Below are 22,604 nucleotides of genomic sequence, written 5' to 3'. Positions count from 1 at the left end.
TTCTTGTAAATTTTACGCAACACAAGCAAGACTGTAACACGCCTTTATATAATATGCCGAAGACTGATTGTTCTCAATGACCATTATGCAAGATAAATATGCTGCCGCCAATGTCGAATCCGCCGCGCAGCAAGAATGGCGGGACAACGATGTCTATCGGCATGACGATCACACAGATAAGAAGAAGTTCTATTGTGTATCAATGTTGCCATACCCTTCTGGTAAGCTGCATATGGGGCACGTTCGCAACTACACAATCAATGACGTTCTGTATCGTCATCGACGTATGAATGGGTATAACGTGTTAATGCCGATGGGCTGGGATGCGTTTGGGATGCCAGCGGAAAACGCGGCAATTGCCGACGGTGTACCACCGGCTACATGGACATATAAAAATATTGCCTACATGAAGAGGCAGATGCAGGCAATAGGGTTAGCAATCGATTGGTCATGCGAAATAGCGACATGTAAGCCGAACTACTACAGGTGGAACCAGTGGTTGTTCCTAAAAATGCTCGACAAGGGAATTGCGTATAAGAAGACGGGAATCGTAAACTGGGATTCGGTTGATCAGACTGTTCTAGCTAACGAGCAAGTTATCAACGGGCGCGGATGGCGTTCTGGCGCCCCAATTCAGAAGCGTGAAGTCCCGATGTACTACTTGCGGATCACAGACTACGCAGAGCAGTTACTGCAGGACTTAGATACGCTAGAGTGGCCCGAGCGCGTGAAAGTAATGCAGCGCAAGTGGATTGGTAAGAGCGATGGTGTACGGTTTAGTTTCCCTTATGAAATTGATGGACAACAGCAGTTTCTGAGCGTGTTTACGACTCGCGTAGACACAATCATGGGCGTCACGTTTACCGCTATCGCCGCCGAGCACCCGCTCGCTGCCAGGCTAGCGAGGAACCAACCTACGTTGCAGGCGTTTATCAGTGAGTGTAGGTGTGGCGGGGTAGCAGAAGCGGATATGGCGACGATGGAGAAGAGGGGGGTGCCTACCCGCTTCTTTGTGCAGCATCCGCTGACCGGTGATGACATTGAGGTATGGATCAGTAACTACGTATTGATGAGCTATGGCGAAGGCGCGGTTATGGGTGTTCCAGCCCATGATGAGTCTGATTTTATCTTTGCGAGGAAATACAACCTGCCGATCAAGCAGGTAGTCTCAGCGCAAGAAGGGGTGTATTCAACCGAAGTGTGGCAAGACTGGTACGGTAACAAAGATACCGGCGTTTGCGTGAATAGTGGAAAGTATAATGGCTTGCACTACAGGCAAGCAGTTGAGGTGATCGCGGCAGAACTTTCTGCGAAAGGACTCGGTGGCAAGCAGGTTACATATAGGCTGCACGACTGGGGAATTTCTCGCCAGCGCTATTGGGGCACACCGATTCCGATTATCCATTGTCCGAACTGTGGCGATGTGCCGGTGCCGGAACAGGACTTGCCAGTGCTGCTACCCGAGGATTTGGTACCGAATGGCAGCGGAAATCCGCTAGCCAAGTCCGAGGCGTTTATGCGCTGTATCTGCCCACGCTGCAGTGCCGATGCGAAGCGCGAAACTGACACAATGGACACATTTGTCGATTCTGCTTGGTATTTTTCGCGGTATCCTTGTCCAGATGCACCAACGATGGTGGACGCCCGTACTAACTATTGGATGCCAGTAGATCAGTATATCGGCGGCATTGAGCATGCGATTTTACACCTACTGTATTCACGCTTCTGGGCTAAGGTAATGCGTGATCTTGGACTCACTAACTTTTCTGAGCCAGCGATTAATCTGGTCACACAGGGTATGGTGCTCGACCAGATGTACTATCGTGAGAACGCAGCTGGTAAGAGGATATGGTTTAATTCCTCTGACGTGATATTGTCATGTCCCGATAAAGGACGTCCTGTTAGAGCTGTGTTGCAAGCCGATGGCCAGTTAGTTACAATTGGTGGCATCGGAAAAATGTCAAAATCAAGGAATAATGGCGTTGATCCACAAGATCTAATCGATTCGTATGGCGCTGATACCGCGAGACTATTCACAATATTTGCAGCCCCACCGGAACAATCACTAGAATGGTCTAGTGCTGGCGTCGAAGGTGCCCGTCGCTTCTTGCGACGGTTGTGGATATTCGGCTATACGCATCGAAAAACGCTTGCAATGCAGCCAGCACTGGATATCACGACACTACAAGATGCGAGCAAAGCGCTACGCCGAGAGATTTACTTGGCGCTCAAGCAGGCTGACTTTGACTATCAGCGGCTTCAGTACAACACGGTCGTATCGGCGGCCATGAAAATGCTTAACGCATTAGAATCGGCCCAAGATGTTAGTACTGCTGTTCTGTGCGAGGGATATAGTATATTGCTGCGTGTGCTATACCCGGTGGTACCGCATATCACCTTTATATTGTGGCAAGAACTTGGTTACGCAATGCAATTTGGTACGCTGCTAGACGCGTCATGGCCAACAGTGAACGAACAGGCCCTAGAGCAAAGTGAAGTCGAACTTCTGTTACAGATTAATGGTAAGGTACGCGGCATACTAAAAGTGACTAATGATACTCCACAAAAAACTATCGAGCTGGCAGCGCTCACCCATGAAGTATTGGGCAAGTTCGGAGAAGGAAAAGCACCAAAGAAAGTAGTGATCGTGCCAGGACGACTTGTAAATGTGGTCATTTAATGGCCTACATCAGCAAATTAAAACTGATGAGCCAGTTTTATATCGAGCTTACCGCAGCGGTATTATTACTCTCCGGATGTGGATTCCAGCTACGCAGTGACTATGAAATTCCCCTCAAGCGGCTCGCGTTAGTTGTTCAGAGTTCAGAGCTCAATGCACAGATTCAGCGAATGATCAAGGGCGGTAGCCAGACGAAAATTGTCACTATCGCAGATAGTCCAGACGCAATCTTCTCTATCTCAGAGAGCCGAAGCACCAAAGTGCTTATTCTTAATGCGATTAAACGGATCAACGAATACGAACTCAACTACACGATCTCATATAAATTAGTTAGCGTAGATGGAACGGTTCTGTTGCCGCCTAACGCGATCCAAATCAACCGATCAGTAATCTATTCCGATCAGTACACCGCGCTAGCCAAGTCTCAAGAGTTTGATATGCTATATCGCAATATGCGCAATCTCGCGCTCGACCAGCTATTGCGACGCATTAGCGCAGTATGCGAACTACACTTGACCGATAGTAAGGATTCGTGCGATACTGCTTTGCGAACCCCTGCTACAAGGTGCACCACACGATGCAGCTACGCATAGACGCACTGGATTCTCATCTTGCTAAGACCTTAAGTCGCTTGTACGTCGTGTATGGTGATGAGCCACTGCTCATACAGGAGGTTGTAGCAAAAATCCGTTCCGCAGCGCGTTCTGCTGGTTTCACGGAACGCAAAATATTTTCTGTCGAGCGCAGTTTTGATTGGAGCTTACTGTTCGGTGCTGCACAATCTATGTCTTTGTTCGGCGAGCGCAAGCTAATTGAATTACGCATATCAACCAGTAAAATCAGTAAAGATAGCAATAAAGCGTTGCAAGCTCTGACAGAATCAGATAATTCCGACGTGCTCATATTGATCGAATTACCGCGTCTGGACACGGTGACACAAAAAACGGCATGGTTTACTGCATTGCTCCAAGCTGGTGTAGTGATACGTATCGATGCAGTTGAGTGTGCACAGCTGCCAAACTGGATCGCTCAACGGCTCGCCGCGCAACAGCAATATACTGTCACCGGAGACGAAGGACGGTGTGCGCTGCAGTTTATTGCTGAGCGAGTCGAAGGTAATTTGCTCGCTGCAAATCAGGAAATCCAAAAGCTCGGCCTGTTGTATCCCGCTGGTGAATTGACGCTTAAGCAAATACGAGACGCAGTAATGAACGTCGCTCGCTATAATGTATTCAAACTTAATGAAGCTATGCTCGCCGGCGATATTGCGCGTTTAGCGCGGATGCTTGATGGGTTGCGCGGCGAAGGCACAGCGCCGGTGTTGGTGTTATGGGCTATCGTAGAAGAAATTCGTACGCTAGTACGAATTAAGCGTGGATTCGCTTCTGGTAAATCATTAGCAATCTTAATACGAGAAAATCGTGTATGGGGGGCTCGTAAGCAGCTAATAGGTCCCGCGCTTAAGCGTCTAGATGAACATCTCATCGAACAAGCATTAGCGCTAGCAGCACTGTTAGATCGCCAAGTTAAAGGACTCTTCGGAAAAGCTCCTGATTCCGTATGGCTACTGCCAGCCGATCCGTGGAGTGGCTTGTTCGATTTGGCTATGATAGTTGCTCGGCCCGATATTATTTCTAGTGTCAGCCGGCGGTGATACACTCTTAGCCCTGCAGGGCACTGTGCTACCAAGTTATTTGCTTGCCTCCGATCGATGGTTTTAATCTACTCGAACTTAGCGTCCTCAGGCCAACTATATTTGCTAATACATGAAGGTAAATCTTGACTGCTACATGACTGATTTGGGTCGCCGTGCGTATGCGGCGTCAAAAGTGATTGCTAGAGCGTCGGTGGCTGCAAAAAACGCAACGCTTGAACAAATTGCACTAGCGATACAGGGACGAGCTAGCGAAATCCAGTGCGCGAACGCGCGCGATATTGAGCGAGCAAGATCACATGGACGCGATGCCGCCTTCATCGACCGACTGACGCTATCGGACAAGGTGCTGAAAAAGATGGTCGAAGGTCTGCGGCAGATTGCAGAGCTACCTGACCCGATTGGTGAAATAGTCAGTATGAAGATGCGCCCGACAGGAATCAAGGTGGGGCAGATGCGAGTTCCACTTGGTGTAATTGGCATCATCTATGAATCTCGGCCGAATGTCACGATCGACGCAGCTGCGCTATGTCTAAAATCGAGCAATGCAACAATCCTACGCGGCGGTTCAGAGGCAATTGAATCCAATGTCGCGCTTGCCGAACTGATCGACGAGACGCTGCGCGGGAGTGGTTTGCCCAAGGATGCAGTACAAATTGTCCGTATACCGGATCGAGAGACAGTCAGCAAGCTTGTTACAATGCGAGACTATGTCAACGTAATCGTGCCGCGGGGCGGAAAGCGTTTGATTCAACGGTTGATCGATGAAGCACAGGTACCGATGATTAAGCATCTGGATGGCGTGTGCCATATCTACGTAGATGATAGCGCTGATATCAATAAAGCGCTTCGGGTATGCGATAACGCGAAGACGCATCAGTATAGCATGTGCAACACAATGGAGACGCTTCTCGTCGCAAGAGGGATCGCGACAATCATTTTGCCATTACTTGGGAAGCTATACCAAGAAAAAAAAGTCGAACTGCGAGTGGACCAGGCTGCATATACGATTCTTGCTGATGCCGGTGTCAAGCCGCTCGTGAGTGCAACTGAAGCCGATTGGCATACCGAATATCTGGCACCAGTTCTTGCGATTAGGGTAGTAGATGGTATTGACTCGGCAGTCGAGCACATTAATACCTATGGTTCCGCGCATACTGATGCGATCATAACTGAAGACTATGATCGCGCAATGCGATTCTTACGTGAAGTTGATTCGGCTAGCGTGATGGTTAATGCGTCGACACGTCTTGCAGATGGTTTTGAATACGGGCTAGGTGCCGAAATCGGCATTTCAAACGATAAGTTACATGTACGTGGTCCGGTCGGACTTGAGGGGCTGACGTCACTAAAATACGTCGTGCTTGGCCACGGTGAAGTCCGGCAATAAAAGAACTCGTGTCTGCTGTAAATTCAGACTTAGTATATCGTTTTAATTATCTTGTATTTTTTGGGGGGTTATCTCATCGGCATCAAATGTTAGTCAATTTAGTGCGAAGAGCAAGCTTATTGTAGATATAGACGCTAGTTGGTGATAGAGAGTAAGCCATAGCCGCTTTATTGGTTAACCCACCGTGCCTGCGCCTCCATACGGTCTTAAGGCGTATACCTCATCCCCGTAGTCGACCTTGGACCTAGGTAAGTGTGCTGCTGATTTTCTATTGCGAAGTATGTAGCAGGTTATACGTCATTATCGCGCGGAGCGAAAAGCCATCACTCCGGCCTATTTTTTTTAAACAAATTGCCGGTGCTTAATTAGATTCGGCTATGCATTAGTCCTCTTGAAGTTATTTCAGGAACCAGAATCAATCGCATATAGCTACGTGGTATTGTAGCAAAGATTTTCTGGATATTGCCTAGTATGTTGGTGGATCACCGGAGGCATGCAAGAGATTATCGTGAGAATACATTAGTTTTCTAACAGCAGAGTTGCGGCTAGCTGCGCTAGCAATATATTACCGTATGTGGTCACAAAAACTTTCCGCATCATGCATACCTGCTGATATCTCGTGCAGGTAGAGGTAGTATCGATATAGCCCGAATCGGTAGCAGCTTGATCTGATACTTCAACAAAATATCCTGTACTAGCTTGTATATCTGCAAATTCTGATTTTAAATCTTCGAAGCTGGAGTTATATCTGCGCAAGTATATCAGTTCGGTTGGCCGTCATCTTGGTTGCTGATGGTCGAGCACCTTACATGTCGTAGATGTGGTAGGCTAATATTTTATCGTATAGTGATGTGCATATGGCCTCGATTGTAGTGAGTATCAGGTAAAAGTTCCGGCGCTCTAGAAAATTCGATGGGTGGAAGCAATAGCGTAAAGTATATATAGAAATATCTATATATCGCAGCTGCATCGGCATTTGAAGATGAAACTGTGCTTCACTCGGGTGCGCGCATATGTTCGAGTAAACTCATGTGATTATTACCTAGCGCTTAGGTAAGCTGGTATAGGCAAGCTTGCCTAACAAGGAAGATCAATCCTGATTGAGTTTGTGCAGAATTTCCATTAAACTGCGCAACGTTCATTAGACTTACAATTCTTTGCCGATTCAAGTTTTCCGGCGCACTTGCGCGTGCTGCCCCTTTTTTTGGGAGCGATTTCCATGGCTTCGTTACACCCCCAGCTAGTGGCAGTGACCGCTCGTATTATTAAGCGAAGTAAGACAACGCGGCGCGTCTATCTTACTCGGATCGAGCATGCACAAGGAAAGTTTCCTACACGTGTCGGGCTGTCTTGCTCTAATCTAGCTCACGGTTTTTCTGCTCTTACAGGGCAGGATAAGATTGCAATCCGCTCGATGCAACAACCAAATATTGGCATTGTGTCGTCCTATAACGAAATGTTATCGGCACATGCGCCGTATCGTGACTTTCCTGACATCATCAAACAAGCTGCGCGTACAGCAGGTGGTGTAGCACAATTTGCTGGTGGCGTACCCGCGATGTGCGACGGAATAACGCAAGGTAATTCCGGCATGGAGCTATCGCTGTTTTCTCGCGAGATAATCGCGATGTCGACCGCGATTGCGTTGTCGCACAACATGTTCGACGCGGTGATATGTTTGGGTATTTGCGATAAGATCGTGCCAGGTCTATTGATTGGCGCGTTGCAATTTGGTCACTTGCCAACGATCTTCGTGCCTGCTGGGCCGATGACTAGTGGTCTATCGAATGATGAGAAAGCTAAAGTCCGCCAGCAGTTTGCTACCGGCGCTGTTGGGCGAGATGTGTTGCTTGATAGCGAGTCACGAGCGTACCACGGCCATGGTACCTGCACATTTTATGGCACAGCGAACTCGAATCAGCTGCTGATGGAAATCATGGGCTTGCACTTGCCTGGCGCCGCGTTTGTTCATCCGTATACACCCTTAAGAGATGCTCTTACTGCCGAGGCAGCATGCCGCGTGTTACAACTAACCACACAAGGCATACACTATACGCCGATTGGGCACGTGATTAATGAGAAGGCAATTATTAATGGCATTATAGCACTGCTCGCCACCGGCGGCTCTACTAACCATACGCTGCACCTAGTGGCAATAGCTCGCGCGGCTGGGATTATGATTGATTGGAATGACTTTGATGACCTATCGCATGTAGTGCCGCTGCTAGCGAAGATTTATCCAAATGGTAAGGCAGACATTAACCACTATCACGCGGCAGGCGGCATGGCATTTCTTACGCGTACGCTACTTGAGGCGGGCTTACTGCATGACGACGTGACAACTGTTTCTGGAACTGGCTTATCGGACCACTACACGCTCGAGCCACGATTAGTAAACAAAAAGCTAGTTTGGGTTGACGGTGCTCACGAGAGCTATGACAAAACTGTACTACGTAGCGTCGCAGAACCGTTCCAACCAGATGGTGGTCTGCGACTGGTGCAGGGCAGTTTAGGTCGAGGTGTGATTAAAATTTCTGCTGTTGCACCGGAGCATCGCAGTCTCACTGCCCCGGCGATTGTCTTCGATTCACAGGAAGATGTACAAGCTGCCTTTGATCGAGGTGAGATGGAACGCGATTGCGTTACTGTTGTGCGATTCCAGGGGGCAAGAGCTAATGGTATGCCAGAGCTGCACCGACTTACGTCGCTCCTAGGTGTTTTGCAAGATAAGGGATTCCGCGTAGCACTAGTAACCGATGGTCGAATGTCGGGTGCTTCAGGTAAGGTGCCGGCGGTCATTCATCTATCGCCCGAGGCGATGCTAGGCGGCCCTCTCGGTAAGGTGCGAAGTGGCGATATCATTACACTTGATGCGGAAGCTGGTCGATTAGATGTGGACGAGTCTGAATGGGTGAACCGCGCGAACGAAAGGCCTGTAGATCGTTGCGAGCATAAATTAGGCTTTGGAAGCGAGCTATTCAGCGTTTTACGTTCCGCCGCACTACCGGCCGAGCAAGGAGCATCAGCATTTGGTACGATGCTAAACGAGAGAGCTATTCCACTCTAAATTACAAAAAGCGATAGATGAAATCTGTGAACGAAATTGTAAGCATCGGACCGGTTATACCGGTTCTAACATTTGAGTCAGTTGAGCAAGGCATGCACGTCGCACATGCGCTGTACGAGGGCGGGATAAAGGTGCTCGAGATTACATTGCGCACCGCAGCTGGACTACGGGCTATTGAACAGACATTGCAGCTCGCCTCGGATATTGTCGTCGGCGCTGGAACACTGACCACTTCTACTCAAGTTGAGAAAGCTAAACGCGCTGGAGCAAAATTCGGCGTATCGCCGGGGCTGACGAGCGAGATTCATGAGGCATCGCAAGACGTCGGCTTGCCGTTGCTGCCGGGTGTCATGACGCCGTCTGATATTCTGTTTGCGATCTCGCTTGGCTACGAAATTGTGAAGTTTTTCCCGGCCCAGCAAGCTGGCGGTTTAGATATGCTGCAGGCATTTAGGGGTCCGTTTCCGGCGCTACGATTCTGTCCGACTGGCGGCATCACGCGGGAGTTGGCGACAAGTTTTCTCGCGTTACCTAACGTGGTCTGTGTTGGTGGCTCGTGGCTCACACCTAAAACTGCGATAGCTGAACAAAACTGGACCGAGATGACATGCTTAGCGCGAGCAGCGAGTCAAATAGCACGGCCTAACACTAATACCCTGTAATCCGGATTACTGCATTCATTTTATTAATCTCGATAATCACCCTTACTCTACGTCGATCTTTCTAGATACGAATTTCGGAATGTATCTGTTTGTTTCTGGAAAACTGTTACTATAATTCTATAATATGCTATACCAGGAACCCTGGGTATAGCGATGGCGACTATTTTTGTTATATGTACTTTTCAGCTGATACGCTGCGCAAGCTCGACCGCCTTTCCGACATAGGATGCTGGTGTCATCGCTAGTAGTCGCGCTTTTGCTTCGTCAGAAATTGCTAGCGTACTAATGAAAGTGTGCAGTCTATCGCGGGTAATTTGCTTACCACGTGTGAGTTCCTTTAATTGCTCATATGAATTAGCTATTTTATATCGGCGCATGACTGTCTGTATTGGTTCGGCTAGAACTTCCCAGCAGTTGTCTAGATCTCTATGAATCTGTTTCGGATTCACTTCAAGTTTATCTAGTCCGCGCACTATCGCAGTATATGCAAGCAGCGAATAGCCGAATGCAACTCCGATGTTGCGTAGAACTGTTGAGTCGGTTAAATCACGCTGCCAGCGTGACACTGGTAGCTTGTCTGCTAAATGGCGTAGCATAGTATTTGCTAAGCCTAGATTTCCTTCGGAGTTCTCGAAATCAATCGGATTAACCTTATGCGGCATTGTCGACGAGCCTATTTCCCCTATCTGTGTCTTTTGCTTAAAATAGCCGAGCGATATATAGCCCCATACATCGCGGCTTAGGTCTAACAAAATTGTATTTGCCCGCGCAAGCGCGTCAAATAGTTCTGCCATATAGTCATGTGGCTCAATCTGGATTGTATAAGGATTAAACGTTAACCCAAGCTCTGTCTGCACGAAATTTTGTGCGAAAGTTTCCCAGTCAAAATCCGGGTAGGCGGATAGATGAGCATTAAAATTGCCGACCGCACCGTTCATCTTACTCAGCAGCTTTACGCTATCGATCCGGTTGATCGCGTGCGATAGGCGCGCGGCTATATTAGCCATTTCTTTACCAAGTGTCGTCGGACTAGCCGGCTGTCCGTGCGTACGTGAAAGCATTGGTTGCGCAGCATACACGTGCGCGAGAGTAATCAGCCGCTGGTGTACGCTGTGAAGCGCTGGCTGTATTACCTGATTGCGCGCACCCTTAAGCATCAAGCCGTATGATGTATTATTAATGTCCTCGGACGTACAGGCGAAATGAATAAACTCGCTTACGCTCTCGAGTTCTATATGACCCTTAACCGACTCCTTCAACCAATACTCGACCGCCTTTACATCGTGATTTGTCACATGCTCGATGTCCTTAATACGGGCGGCATCGTGCAGAGAAAAGCACTCAATGAGTTGCAGAAGGAATTGTTTAGATGGCGCGGAGAATGCTGGGATTTCCGGTAACTCAGCTTGCGAGAGCGCAATGAGCCAATGAATTTCGATGGTGACACGATGACGTATGAACGCAGCTTCGGACAGCCAGTCACGCAGGGCTACCGTTTGGTCTGCATAGCGGCCATCGAGCGATGATAATGCAGTCAGTGAAAAAAAAGTATCGGGGCGCATGTCAGATATAGTGTGGGATACTCTATTAGTAATATATTAATTTTTTCCAACTATATGATCTATATATGATAGTTATACAGCAGAGGACCGATGTCGCCGCGCATGTGGTAGATCAAGTAACGTTTAGTGAGGTGGGGGTACGATACTACCCATATAAAATCATCTAATAGAGATGAACTGAATTAGTATACTTGACGGATCTGTTCATGGATCAAATATAAAGCCTAATACCGGATATCGAACAGACCTAGTCTAGGGCATGCGGCTTCGGTGTCTGGAAGTGTCGACAAGATAGCTAATAGCGCTTCTCAGCTAACCTTGAAATAAAAATCACGAACCAACCCCACTTTATGAAGTAGTTCCAGTAGTAAGCGTAAGCGGCATCGACGTTGAACCGATAATACCGCCACCTAAACACACATCTCCACTATAAAGTACAGCAGATTGCCCCGGCGTCACCGCCCATTGCGGCTCTGCGAAGTACAGCGTGAAGTGCCGATCTGGCGAATACTGGAAAGTACAGGTTGCGTCCTGCTGACGATAGCGTATCTTGGCTGTAAATAGGTGCTTTTCCTGCGGTGCTGTGCCCGAAATCCAACGTGAATTCTCTGCCTGCACCATTGAGCTAAACAACCATGGGTGATGATTCCCTTGTACAACGTATAGGATATTGCCCGAGATATCCTTTCTAGCAACAAACCATGGTTTGTTGCTGCTAGCGTGGATGCCGCCAAGACCGATTCCTTTTCGTTGACCAAGTGTATAAAAAGCAAGTCCGATATGTTCGCCGATGACCTTATCATCCGGAGTTTTTATTGGTCCAGGCTGGGTTGGTAGATAGCGGTTCAGGAACGTACGAAACGGCTGTTCGCCGATGAAGCAGATGCCAGTAGAATCTTTCTTCATCGCATTAGGCAACCCAATTTTTGAGGCTAGCTCGCGAACCCGTATCTTATGGATCCCGCCAAGCGGGAACAGTGTTCTGCGTAATTGTGATTGATTAAGGTGGTGTAGAAAGTAAGATTGGTCCTTCAGGGGGTCTAGCGCTTTAAGCAGCTCAAACCGCTCGCCAACCTGACGCAAACGGGCATAGTGGCCAGTCGCGATGGTTTCCGCACCTAGTTCTACTGCGTGGTCTAGGAATGCTTTGAATTTAATTTCTGTGTTACATAGCACATCCGGATTTGGTGTACGACCCGTCGAATATTCGTGCAGGAAATTGTCAAAGACCTTGCGCTTGTACTGAACAGAGAAGTTTACCATTTTGATATCGATATCGACGAGATCAGCGACCGATACAGCATCGATCCAGTCCTGCCGGCTTGAGCAATATTTGCTATCATCGTCCTCCCAGTTCTTCATGAAGAGCCCCACTACCTCGTAGCCCTGCTGCTTTAGAAGCCATGCGGCAACCGAGGAATCTACGCCACCGGACATGCCGACGACCACACGTTTCTTTGTCATGATACGTTAATATTACTGATTCGGACGCCGCAAACCTAGAGCTCTAGATTGCTTAAAGCTAATCTTGGCACACTATGAACTGGATCATACTAGCGATGCCGTATTACATAAAGCTGACAGGTGGTCAGTACACCCTGCGTGCGGCTCAAACTGCGCAATGTTACCACTTGGGCCTCTTGTATCTGTAGGAACCACTGCTAACGCTTTCTGGTAGCGGTCATGGTCACGTACTGCACTGGAATATATATTCATAGGGTCAAATTATTCTACCCATGTCTATTGTAAGTTCGAGGTTTTTATCGCGTAGCCTTCTGTGCAATCATGCTGCCGGAGAGGCGAGTAGAAACATATAAACACGTTCAAAACACTTGGATAGGCACTAAATGTTATCCGCTAATTTAATGGGCCAATCTGCGAGCTGGATTCTAAGCCTGAGCATATCGCTCCGGCGACTAGGTTAAAGCAAAATAGACGGCATTCGAGCGCGCCGTTATATAAAAGAGTCTTTGTCGATTCTCGTAGCCGCATCTGGCCTGGCAGCGTCCGATCGGCGCTAAGTATAAACGCGCGCCAACCAGGAAACCGCTGCTTCAGCACGTAGCCGAATGAGTAAAAGAATGCGCTGTCTACGTTATGCGGTCGGGCACGTTGAAATCTCGTAGCTTTAATATTCCGCGTGCTGGCGTTACGGCCGCGCACATTGATGCGCTCTCCGTAAGGCGGATTAACCACTATCACGCCTGGTGCATTGCACGGTGCCACTATGTCGCGTGCATCACATTGCTTGAGCGGCACCATTGGCACACCTGCACGCTGTAGGTTTGCGCTAGCTTTAGCGAGCATGTCGTTAGACACATCACTGCCGTAGATTAATAGGTCGCCACGTTCGATGTTATATGCTGCTGCCTCTTGCCTAGTATTTAGGGCTTGTGCCTTCAAGTGTTGCCACGTTCTGATATCAAATTGTTGTAGCTTTTCGAATCCAAAACACCGACCTACGCCAGGTGCAATTCCTAGCGCGATTTGTGCGGCCTCGGCGATATACGTACCGCTGCCGCACATCGGATCGAATAGCGGCATGCCTGGCGTCCATCCGGACAGCCGAAGGATCCCAGCAGCCAAATTCTCGCGTAATGGCGCAGTACCTTTATTTAATCGCCACCCTCGCTTGAATAGTGGCTCACCGGAAGTATCTATATACAGCGTACATCTTGTAGCATCGATGAATGCTTGTATTCGTACATCTGGTTGATTAGTATCAATGTTGGGTCGCGCACCAGTTCGCTCGCGCAGCCGATCACAGATCGCGTCTTTAATACGCAACATCGTAAAGTCCAGACTACGAAGTGGCGACCTTATGGCAGTTACATTTACACGTAACGTGTAGCTGGCAATAAACCATTGTTCCCACGGCTGTTCACGTGCTAGCGCGTAAATGTCGTTCTCATCGCGATAAAGACGAGCAGCGATTTTTAACAAGACTCGGTTAGCGATCCGCGAATATAGATTCGCTGTGATGGCAGCAGCACATGTGCCGATAAACGGAACACCGCCAGCCATTGGCGGTTGCACAACAAACATCGGATCAGCGGCGACCGTGGATAACTCACAAAGTTCCGCGGAAAGCGCCCCCTCTAAACCACGGGGGCAAGGGGCAAAAAATTCGAGGCATGTGTTGTAGGACATACTAAACGCGCTGTACGAAAAACAGACTAGTAAATATTTTACGCGGCTCGGTGACGGATAGGGCCAGCCAAAAACTCATTGGTTCTAGCTGAGGTCACCGCTTATATCGACTGCATTAGACTGCATTAGCCCGTGCCGCAGCGGTGGTACTTTGCTATTTCAAGTAGATGGTAGAATATCCGTTATATTGGCTTTCTACTACGGAGAAATCAACGTGTTTATTTCTAATGCATACGCCCAGGCTTCATCTACTGCAGGGGGTATAGCTAGCTTCATCCAAACGTATGGTTTCTTTATCTTAATGATCTCGGTTCTATATTTTTTTATGATCCGCCCTCAGATGAAACGGCAAAAAGAGCAGCGAAAGATGCTAGCCTCGATGACGAAAGGCGACGAAGTGCTTACATCTAGCGGAATTCTGGGAAAAGTCATGAAAGTGGGTGAGGACTATATTGGCGTTGAGTTATTCAACGGCGTTGAAGTTACCATGCAAAAAAGTGCGATATCAGCAATCTTGCCCAAAGGCACGATCAAGTCGCTTTGATCGCCAGCGCATATCTAATCCGTTCGACGCTGCGTCTTATGTGCCGACAGCGTATCCGAGTAGACTCGACCTGGCGAGCGTCGCTCTGGAGATCCTCTTATCCAGTCGTTCTATGAATCGCTATCCTCCTTGGAAATACATCGTAATGATGGTGGCGCTGACCATCGGTTTGGTGTATGCACTTCCCAACTTCTTCGGTGAAGCACCAGCGGTACAGGTATCAAGCGGCAAAGCGACAGTCAAACTAGACGCGTTAGTGCTCAATATTGTTAAGTCGATTCTCACCGAGAACAGTGTGCAAGCAGATGATGTGACTTTCGACAACATAAGTCAGAATGCAACTATCCGTGTTCGGCTTAAGGATATCGATACACAATTGCGCGTAAAGGATCTGCTGAGAAAGGGGCTGAATGCCGATCCGACAGATCCGACTTATATTGTCGCGCTAAGTCTGCAATCAGCTGCTCCAGGCTGGCTAGCCTCACTACACGCGCTGCCGATGTACCTTGGCCTGGACTTGCGCGGCGGCATTCACTTCCTATTACAAGCGGACTTAGCTGGTTCGCTTAATAAAAAGCTTGATTCAGATGCAGCCGATGCACGTACGCTAATGCAAGAAAAGTTAATCCACGATCGAGGTGTGAACCGAGTCGGCCAAACGGTAGTGGTCAACTTCGTCAATAAGGACGTTGCAAATCTTGCGCAACGGCTGCTATCGTACAACGTTACCGAATTAGCATGGCAGGTTCGGAAAGCCACGAGCGGTTACCAGGTCGTAGGAGTTTTGATGCCAGCCACGCAAAAAACGACGATGGATCAGATAATAAAGCAGAATATCATAACGCTACAACGCCGAATAAATGAACTCGGCGTTGTAGAACCAATTGTACAGCAACAGGGCACAGACCGGATCGTTGTCGAACTACCTGGCGTTCAGGATATCGCGAAGGCCAAGGATATCATTGGACGAACTGCAACACTCGAAGCGCGCATGAGTGATGACCAAAATCCGGTGCGCAATATCAAGTATCCGGTACCAGATGGTGATGACTTGTTCATACGAGGTAATGGTGCGCCGGTATACCTGAAGCAACAAGCGATCTTCACCGGCGACCGAATCACCGATGCGTCGGCCGGTTTCGATGAGTACCAGCGGCCAGCAGTGCGGATCCGACTTGATGCACGCGCCGGTCGTGCTTTACGCGACGTTTCGCGCGACAATATCGGCAAACCAATGGCGATTGTATTGTTCGAGAAAAATAAGGGTGAGGTTTTAACAGTAGCGACGATCCAGTCCGAGCTCGGCACAAACTTCCAGATTACTGGCCAGCCGACACCCCGGGCAGCGATCGATCTCGCTTTGTTATTGCGCGCTGGTGCGCTTGCTGCTCCGATGGAGATCATCGAGGAACGTACAATCGGACCGAGCCTAGGAGCGGATAACATTAGCAGAGGTTTTCATTCAGTGCAGTACGGGTTTGCCGCAATCGCGGTGTTCACGATTGCATACTACATGCTATTCGGATTAATCTCGGTAATTGCATTATTAGTAAACCTGCTGCTGCTCATTGCGGTACTATCTTTGATTCAAGCAACGCTTACTTTGCCTGGTATTGCGGCGATTGCACTGGCACTGGGTATGTCAATCGACGCGAACGTGCTAATTAATGAGCGAATTCGTGAAGAGCTGCGTGTCGGTATGCCTGCGCAACGCGCGATCCAGAATGGCTTCGCCCATGCATGGGCGACGATACTAGATTCGAATGTTACGACGCTGATTGCTGGGCTTACTTTGCTTGCGTTCGGCTTCGGCCCAGTGCGTGGCTTTGCAGTCGTCCACTGCATTGGTATCTTAACATCGATGTTCTCCGCAGTGTTCTTCGCACGTGGACTGGTAAATCTATGGTATGGCGGCAAGAAAAAGCTCCAGACTCTTGATATTGGCCAGGTATGGCGCCCAAAAAACGCGCCGGTTGCGTTACCGAATCTGCCGAGTAAGAAGCAACCTGTACAGCGCAGGATTAGCCACCCATCCCAGGCACTAGGTACCTGGGATCCAGAGGAGCAGAACCGTAAAATGCCCTCGTTAGAACCTATACCGCCGCAACATACTACACCGACCAAGTCAGGTAAGCTCTCCTGACAACGCCCGGAGATTCTCATGGAATTTTTTCGGATTCGCCAAGATATTTCATTTATGAAGCGGGCGTTGATCTTTAATGTAATCTCACTTGTTACATTTCTTCTAGCAGTGTTCTTTCTGCTAAACCGCGGTCTACATTTATCTGCCGAATTTACTGGTGGCACTATACTAGAAATTCATACTCTGCAATCTACGCAGGTCGACTCGATTCGCGTCGTGCTGGACAAGATAGGCTATAGCGATGCGCAGGTACAGACCTTTGGCACGTCGCGTGATGTTCTCATTAGGCTTCCATTGAGGGAGGGTCTGTCATCGGAACAGCAAAACGCTCAGGTAATGGTTGCACTGAATAAGCTCAATACTCAGATCGAGTTACAACGTGTAGAGTTTGTCGGACCTCAAGTGGGAAAACAGTTCATAGTAGATGGATTGCTTGCCCTTGCGTGCATGGTCCTAGGAATCATAATCTACCTCTCATTTCGCTTTGAATGGAAATACGCGATTGCAGGGATCATCGCAAATTTGCACGACGTTGTAATTATTCTGGGTTTCTTTGCATTTTTTCAGTGGGAGTTTTCGCTGTCAGTACTAGCCGCAGTACTTGCAGTGCTTGGCTATTCAGTCAATGAGTCTGTAGTTATTTTTGATCGGATTCGTGAAACATTTCTACGAGAGCGTAAGATGACGGTCGCTGAGGTAATAAATCATGCCATCACTAGCACAATTTCTCGCACGATTATCACACATGGATCAACACAGATGATTGTATTGTCGATGCTCTTGTTCGGCGGTCTCACGCTGCACTATTTTGCATCGGCATTAACCATCGGTATTTTATTTGGCATTTATTCATCGGTGTTTGTTTCGGCGGCGCTAGCAATGTGGCTTGGAGTCAAGCGAGAAGATCTGATCAAGAAAAAAAAATTTAGGCGCGACCGAAACAGTCCAAACACTGGTGCGCAGTTATAACTCTATCTTGGTTATACAATTGATCCCATGTTTAGTAAACTCCGCAGAAACACATACAAATAGAGAATAATGCATCAATACTGGTTTTTGCCGAACAGATCATATAACCACGTAATATCTTAGTGTGAGCTCATCTAAAATATAGAGACGAGAAAGATACAAAAAAACATCCAAGATAGCCGCAGTTATGTGGTAGCAATAGTGAACTAGTGGAATAGTAAGGTGAGTGATTATGCAACGCAATCAGGATACTAGCGCGAAAATCTCGAGCGGTGGCGTTGCTCTAGTTGCGTGGTTTTTTATCCCTATGTTTTCGTGCTTAGTTGAGAGCTAGCATAGAAGCCTTATAGACTCTATATCCGGATTTCTACGCTGCGTTGCAATACCTGAGAGTTGCTATTCAACGCCGCGCGCACGGTCTGCATGAAAGTGTGTGACAAACGCATGGAAGGTTTCCGTTGCAATGGAATGGCGAATTTCCTGCATTAAATTCAGATAGTAATGTAGATTGTGGATCGTGTTCAGCTGCGCGCCAAGGATTTCGCCGAGGCGATGTAAATGATGAAGGTACGCTCGAGAAAAATGGCGGCATGTATAGCACGTACAACTTTCATCCAGAGGAAGCGTGTCATTACGATATATTGCGTTACGGATCTTCAAATTACCAAACCGTGTAAATAGCCAGCCATTACGCGCGTTGCGTGTTGGCATCACACAGTCGAACATATCGATGCCAGCAGCCACACCGCCTACCAAGTCTTCCGGCGTTCCAGCCCCCATGAGGTAATGGGGCTTGTCGACTGGAAGTCTGGGGCAGATATGATGCAGTATGCACTGCATATCTTCTTTTGGTTCGCCGACTGATAGGCCGCCGATCGCGTAGCCGTCAAAACCAATATCCGACAGCCCTGCAAGCGATTCGTCGCGTAGTGCTTCGTACATACCGCCCTGCACAATGCCGAACAGCGCATTTGGATTAGCGAGGTACTTAAATTCTTGGAGCGAACGTTTAGCCCAACGCAGCGACATCTGCATTGAGCGTGCCGTAGCCTCATGCGAGGTAGGCACTCCGTTAGTCGAATATGGGGTGCACTCGTCAAATTGCATCACAATGTCTGAGTTTAGCACTTTTTGTACCTGCATCGACACCTCTGGAGACAAGAATAACCGATCGCCATTAATCGGTGATACAAACGTTACGCCATCTTCGGTAATTTTGCGCAGTTCGCTAAGCGAGAATACTTGGAATCCGCCGGAGTCTGTTAAGATCGGCCGATTCCAGCCCATAAATCGGTGTAAGCCGCCATGCGTAGTTATGATATCGAGTCCTGGGTGTAGCCATAGATGGAACGTGTTGCCTAAGATAATCTGTGCGCGAATGTCCTCAAGCTCGCGTGGTCCTACGGCTTTGACCGTACCATATGTACCGACCGGCATAAAAATCGGTGTATCGATCGTACCGTGATTCAAAGTCAGTCGGCCAAGTCGTGCAAAGCCATCAGTGTGCAAAAGGTCGAATTTCAGCATAATGAGTTTAGGAGGCGGGCTTGTGGGCAGTACGTCATGACGGCAAGTGCGCAGCAATGCCGGTGGATGGTTGTTCCACAGATTCGGCCCGCGTAAGTAGCATCGCATCGCCGTAACTAAAGAAACGATAGCGTTGTGCGATGGCGTGGTGATACGCGCGCCGAATTGACTCAACGCCAGCAAACGCGGATACCAATATCAGTAATGTCGACTTCGGCAGATGAAAATTTGTTACAAGCCGGTCGATAATGTGGAACTGGTAACCAGGCATAATAAAGATATCTGTTTCGGAACAGACTGCACGAAGCTCGCGGTTATTGCGAGCAGCATCCCGTGATGCTGCTTCTAGTGCGCGTATTGATGTCGTGCCCACTGCAATGACCGAACGTGCTGCAGCTCGTGTAGCTTCGATTGATTCGACGAGTGCTGGTGGAATGTGGTACCACTCGCTGTGCATCTTATGCTGAGTAATATCATCTGTACGTACTGGCTGGAACGTCCCGGCACCTACATGAAGCGTCAACGTAGCACGCCGTACCCCGCGTGCATCTAAGGCAGCTAATGTTGGCGCATCGAAGTGTAGGCCGGCGGTAGGCGCTGCGACTGCGCCTGGCGTTGCCGCAAACAATGTTTGATAACGTGATGTGTCATATGTGTTTAGATGACGCTTAATGTATGGTGGTAGCGGCAACCGCCCATACTGGTCAATTAATTTGATGCAATCATGCGGGAAATGCAGTATGTACAATAGTTCACTGCGTTTACCGACACTTACCTCAAATGCGTCCGCGAGCCGAATAGTCGAACCCAGCATAGGCCGCTTGCTTGCACGGATGTGCGCTAGTACGGTGCGTGGACCGGTCACACGTTCGATGAGTACCTCGATTCGTCCGCCACTTGACTTCACTCCGTCAAAGCGAGCTTTGAGCACTTTAGTATCGTTGAATACCAGCAAATCACCGGGCTCGATGCAAGATGGTAGTTCACTGAAACGGCGATCTAGTAGGTTTCCGTTCGGCGCGACCTCAAGCAAACGGCTCGCGCTGCGTTCAGGTAACGCATGTTGTGCAATTAACTCCGGGAGTAAATTAAAATCGAAATCAGGTAGCATGTACATGAAAAAGTAAGTGGCTCAATGGCATACTCACGAAATTGTGCTACCCTGATGTACAATACAAGGTTTGCACCAATATATTACATATTATACTTGCGATAACCCGATACTTACCTGATACTTTTTTTCCATTATCTGCAGCTTGTGTTACCGTGATTAGGCGAACCTGTGTTATGCCGCTTGATTATGTCGCCGCTGGGTTTATCGATACGAAGCTATCCTAGCGGCTATAATCGGTAGCGCAGGGTTGCGTTCAATCGGTTCCCGACGAAGCTAGCCCAAGCTACAGGCAATTCTGGAATTCATCAGAGTGTTTTTAATAATTCAGCCCAGCTTATTTGGCAAAGCTGGGAGAGGAAGCTACTATCCAGATTTTCGCTGAATCTATTATCGACGCCTCATCCAAGCTTACTAGCAAGTCGCGCAAAGTAATAAGTCCAGCGATAAACTAGCCTGATTAGGATTGGTATGCGATATTAATCTGGTGCTGCATTGTCCGATGCAATATGAAACTGAAACAATATTGACACTAATCAGCAAACTATTGCCAGGCATTACGACATAAGTCCAGGGCGAAGTAATAGATAGCGCAATAGCACACCGACTACGCCCGATGAATATGGGGATATGATGATATGCGGTTTCTGAAATTTTCAGTTGCTTAGGCACGACAACTTACGTCTGACACGCTTTTGCGTGTATAGGAGTAGTATACGAGGAAGCTTTGAGAAAAGAAGATAGTACATCCCAGTATACCGCGTGGTTAAAGGCAATAACCATTGCCTAACGTATTGACACCGATCTACCCAAGTACGGCCGGCGTATCATAGGCATATTTACGCCGTGCAATCGATAGCGCGCTGCAACGCACATTATTTCCAGAGCTGCTTCCTGAGATAGATTGTTGTGCGTTTTAACCCCGATCGGGGTACCCATGCTAGCCGCTGTAGTGCGCACATTACATCATCTGCGTCGAATACGAATCAAGCCGCACTAATAACCTGCACTCATCCGGCATGGTTGCGGATCAAATGCGCAAATTTGCTTACGCGGCATTATCGCTTAAACGTGCGCATGACGAGCGACGCTGATACACTGCACTAGCGATATCACGTCGTTCTGCGATTGCATACTGTGCTTCTATTTTAGCCGACTAGCGCGCTGCGGTCGGGGCAGAGAACAAAGTGCGATTGATTTTGCTACTGCGAGTCCGATGCATCGGTTATTGCATGGGGATGTAGGTAGTAAAAAGATAGTAGTTTCCGCGCTAGCAGAAGCGCAGGTTACGGAGCTATTAGATGAACAACATTCGGGACACTGCAAGACTGGACACTGCAAGACTGGATTGAACCGCTGGGTGTTCGTACTGCGTGGTTAGCTGGCAACTTGGATAGGCGAGATAAGCGTTCTGAACTAGCAGGAATATCCAGCAGGGACGCGCAGCGAGTAGTTGGTATACATGCGATGATCTAAGGATCGGTAAAAGTTGCCTGACTTATAGTTTAGCGATTATATATGAGCGGCACTGATTTGGTGTAGAGCAGCGGCTTGCATTACGCACAAAGGCACATTCGCAGCTTCGCTCTCTAGATGTCTATTACATCAATTGATGATATCCGTGACTCTTCAATCCGTGTGCGCTCGCGATGACGTACTACGCAGACCTAGATATAGCAGGCACATGTAGGCACATATCCTTTTATACAGCGCTTTTTCTCTATTCCATAAGCTTGCTCAGGCATTGCATTCGGTTTCGGGATCCTAAGGGGGGGGTTCGCCGCAATCCGTAGCTATGTGCCGCTGCTCGCATAGTTGATGTTACTAGCAAATATCTTCTGGTCGCTTGCCTATGATACCGTCTATTTAATAGTAGACTGGGATGATGACATCACAATCGGTATTCACACGTCCGTATTACTCTGTGTCCGTTTTGACGTACCGGCCATAATATTAGCTACTCAGCAATATTAGGAATTTATATGTGGATTAGTTATGTACAGCGCTGGTCTGTCGGCTATTGGACGATAGACCACTACAGATTAATTCGAAACCGTAATCCGATAAACTGTTTTGCAGCGTTCATGCACAACAATTAGCTCGCCAGTATTTTGTTTGTTGGTATTGCTGCTCACTATATAAGCA

15 protein-coding genes and 1 pseudogene are annotated in these 22,604 nt (G+C 48.3%); 11 read left to right on the top strand and 5 right to left on the bottom strand.

Annotated features, from left to right (window positions below; genetic code table 11):
- Positions 1-85: 85 nt before the first annotated feature.
- The 6 genes from leuS (at position 86) to eda (ending at position 9,453) form a co-directional block, all read left to right on the top strand.
- The gene (leuS, locus tag GJV44_RS01995) at positions 86-2,680 is read left to right on the top strand and encodes a leucine--tRNA ligase (protein ID WP_226806868.1); all 2,595 of its coding nucleotides are present in this window, start codon (positions 86-88) and stop codon (positions 2,678-2,680) included.
- Between the two features lie 26 nt (positions 2,681-2,706).
- Positions 2,707-3,273 carry an LPS-assembly lipoprotein LptE gene (locus tag GJV44_RS01990; protein ID WP_226806819.1) on the top strand — a complete coding sequence of 189 codons (567 nt, stop codon included), beginning with the start codon at positions 2,707-2,709 and terminating at the stop codon, positions 3,271-3,273.
- Complete coding sequence (gene holA / locus GJV44_RS01985) at positions 3,258-4,334, top strand: DNA polymerase III subunit delta (protein ID WP_226806818.1); 1,077 nt, start codon at positions 3,258-3,260, stop codon at positions 4,332-4,334. Before GJV44_RS01990 ends, holA begins: the two co-directional genes overlap by 16 nt.
- A 112-nt stretch (positions 4,335-4,446) precedes the next feature.
- Complete coding sequence (locus tag GJV44_RS01980) at positions 4,447-5,724, top strand: glutamate-5-semialdehyde dehydrogenase (RefSeq protein WP_226806817.1); 1,278 nt, start codon at positions 4,447-4,449, stop codon at positions 5,722-5,724.
- A 1,219-nt stretch (positions 5,725-6,943) separates the two neighbouring features.
- Positions 6,944-8,791 carry a phosphogluconate dehydratase gene (gene edd, locus GJV44_RS01975; protein ID WP_226806816.1) on the top strand — a complete coding sequence of 616 codons (1,848 nt, stop codon included), beginning with the start codon at positions 6,944-6,946 and terminating at the stop codon, positions 8,789-8,791.
- Positions 8,792-8,808: 17 nt separating this feature from the next.
- On the top strand, positions 8,809-9,453 hold the full coding sequence (gene eda / locus GJV44_RS01970) for a bifunctional 4-hydroxy-2-oxoglutarate aldolase/2-dehydro-3-deoxy-phosphogluconate aldolase (RefSeq protein WP_226806815.1): 645 nt from the start codon (positions 8,809-8,811) through the stop codon (positions 9,451-9,453).
- 182 nt (positions 9,454-9,635) lie between these two features.
- On the opposite strand, the gene purB is transcribed toward eda, so the two are convergent.
- The 3 genes from purB to GJV44_RS01955 all read right to left on the bottom strand — a co-directional run bounded on the left by purB (position 9,636) and on the right by GJV44_RS01955 (position 14,165).
- Positions 9,636-11,024 carry an adenylosuccinate lyase gene (purB, locus tag GJV44_RS01965; RefSeq protein ID WP_226806867.1) on the bottom strand — a complete coding sequence of 463 codons (1,389 nt, stop codon included), beginning with the start codon at positions 11,022-11,024 and terminating at the stop codon, positions 9,636-9,638.
- 339 nt (positions 11,025-11,363) lie between these two features.
- Entirely contained in the window at positions 11,364-12,479 is a 1,116-nt protein-coding gene (gene mnmA, locus GJV44_RS01960) for a tRNA 2-thiouridine(34) synthase MnmA (RefSeq protein ID WP_226806814.1), read from the bottom strand.
- Positions 12,480-12,872: 393 nt separating this feature from the next.
- Complete coding sequence (locus tag GJV44_RS01955; RefSeq protein WP_226806813.1) at positions 12,873-14,165, bottom strand: THUMP domain-containing class I SAM-dependent RNA methyltransferase; 1,293 nt, start codon at positions 14,163-14,165, stop codon at positions 12,873-12,875.
- A 214-nt stretch (positions 14,166-14,379) separates the two neighbouring features.
- On the opposite strand from GJV44_RS01955, the gene yajC reads away from it, so the two are divergent.
- The 3 genes from yajC (at position 14,380) to secF (ending at position 17,821) form a co-directional block, all read left to right on the top strand.
- The gene (gene yajC, locus GJV44_RS01950) at positions 14,380-14,709 is read left to right on the top strand and encodes a preprotein translocase subunit YajC (RefSeq protein ID WP_226806812.1); all 330 of its coding nucleotides are present in this window, start codon (positions 14,380-14,382) and stop codon (positions 14,707-14,709) included.
- Positions 14,710-14,821: 112 nt separating this feature from the next.
- Positions 14,822-16,852, top strand: coding sequence for a protein translocase subunit SecD (secD, locus tag GJV44_RS01945; protein ID WP_226806811.1), 2,031 nt, complete (start codon positions 14,822-14,824; stop codon positions 16,850-16,852).
- 18 nt (positions 16,853-16,870) lie between these two features.
- Positions 16,871-17,821 (top strand): protein translocase subunit SecF, encoded by a 951-nt coding sequence (gene secF / locus GJV44_RS01940; RefSeq protein ID WP_226806810.1) that lies wholly within the window; start codon positions 16,871-16,873, stop codon positions 17,819-17,821.
- A 396-nt stretch (positions 17,822-18,217) separates the two neighbouring features.
- Here the strand turns inward: secF and tgt are convergent, their stop codons facing one another.
- Both tgt and queA read right to left on the bottom strand, forming a co-directional pair.
- Positions 18,218-19,348 carry a tRNA guanosine(34) transglycosylase Tgt gene (tgt, locus tag GJV44_RS01935; RefSeq protein ID WP_226806809.1) on the bottom strand — a complete coding sequence of 377 codons (1,131 nt, stop codon included), beginning with the start codon at positions 19,346-19,348 and terminating at the stop codon, positions 18,218-18,220.
- A gap of 34 nt (positions 19,349-19,382) precedes the next feature.
- Positions 19,383-20,465, bottom strand: a complete 1,083-nt coding sequence (gene queA, locus GJV44_RS01930) for a tRNA preQ1(34) S-adenosylmethionine ribosyltransferase-isomerase QueA (protein WP_226806808.1) — start codon at positions 20,463-20,465, stop codon at positions 19,383-19,385.
- Between the two features lie 1,210 nt (positions 20,466-21,675).
- Between queA and GJV44_RS01925 the strand changes: the two genes are divergently transcribed.
- On the top strand, positions 21,676-21,840 hold the full coding sequence (locus GJV44_RS01925; protein ID WP_226806807.1) for a hypothetical protein: 165 nt from the start codon (positions 21,676-21,678) through the stop codon (positions 21,838-21,840).
- 308 nt (positions 21,841-22,148) lie between these two features.
- A pseudogene (locus tag GJV44_RS04535) lies at positions 22,149-22,558 on the top strand (UbiA family prenyltransferase); the annotation flags it as partial.
- Between the last annotated feature and the right edge of the window lie 46 nt (positions 22,559-22,604).

Origin of the sequence: Candidatus Vallotiella adelgis (assembly GCF_020541305.1) — a bacterium.
GTDB classification, from domain to species: domain Bacteria; phylum Pseudomonadota; class Gammaproteobacteria; order Burkholderiales; family Burkholderiaceae; genus Mycetohabitans; species Mycetohabitans adelgis.
The sequence above is the reverse complement of the archived record's forward strand: the minus strand, read 5'-3'. Positions and strand labels throughout refer to the sequence as shown.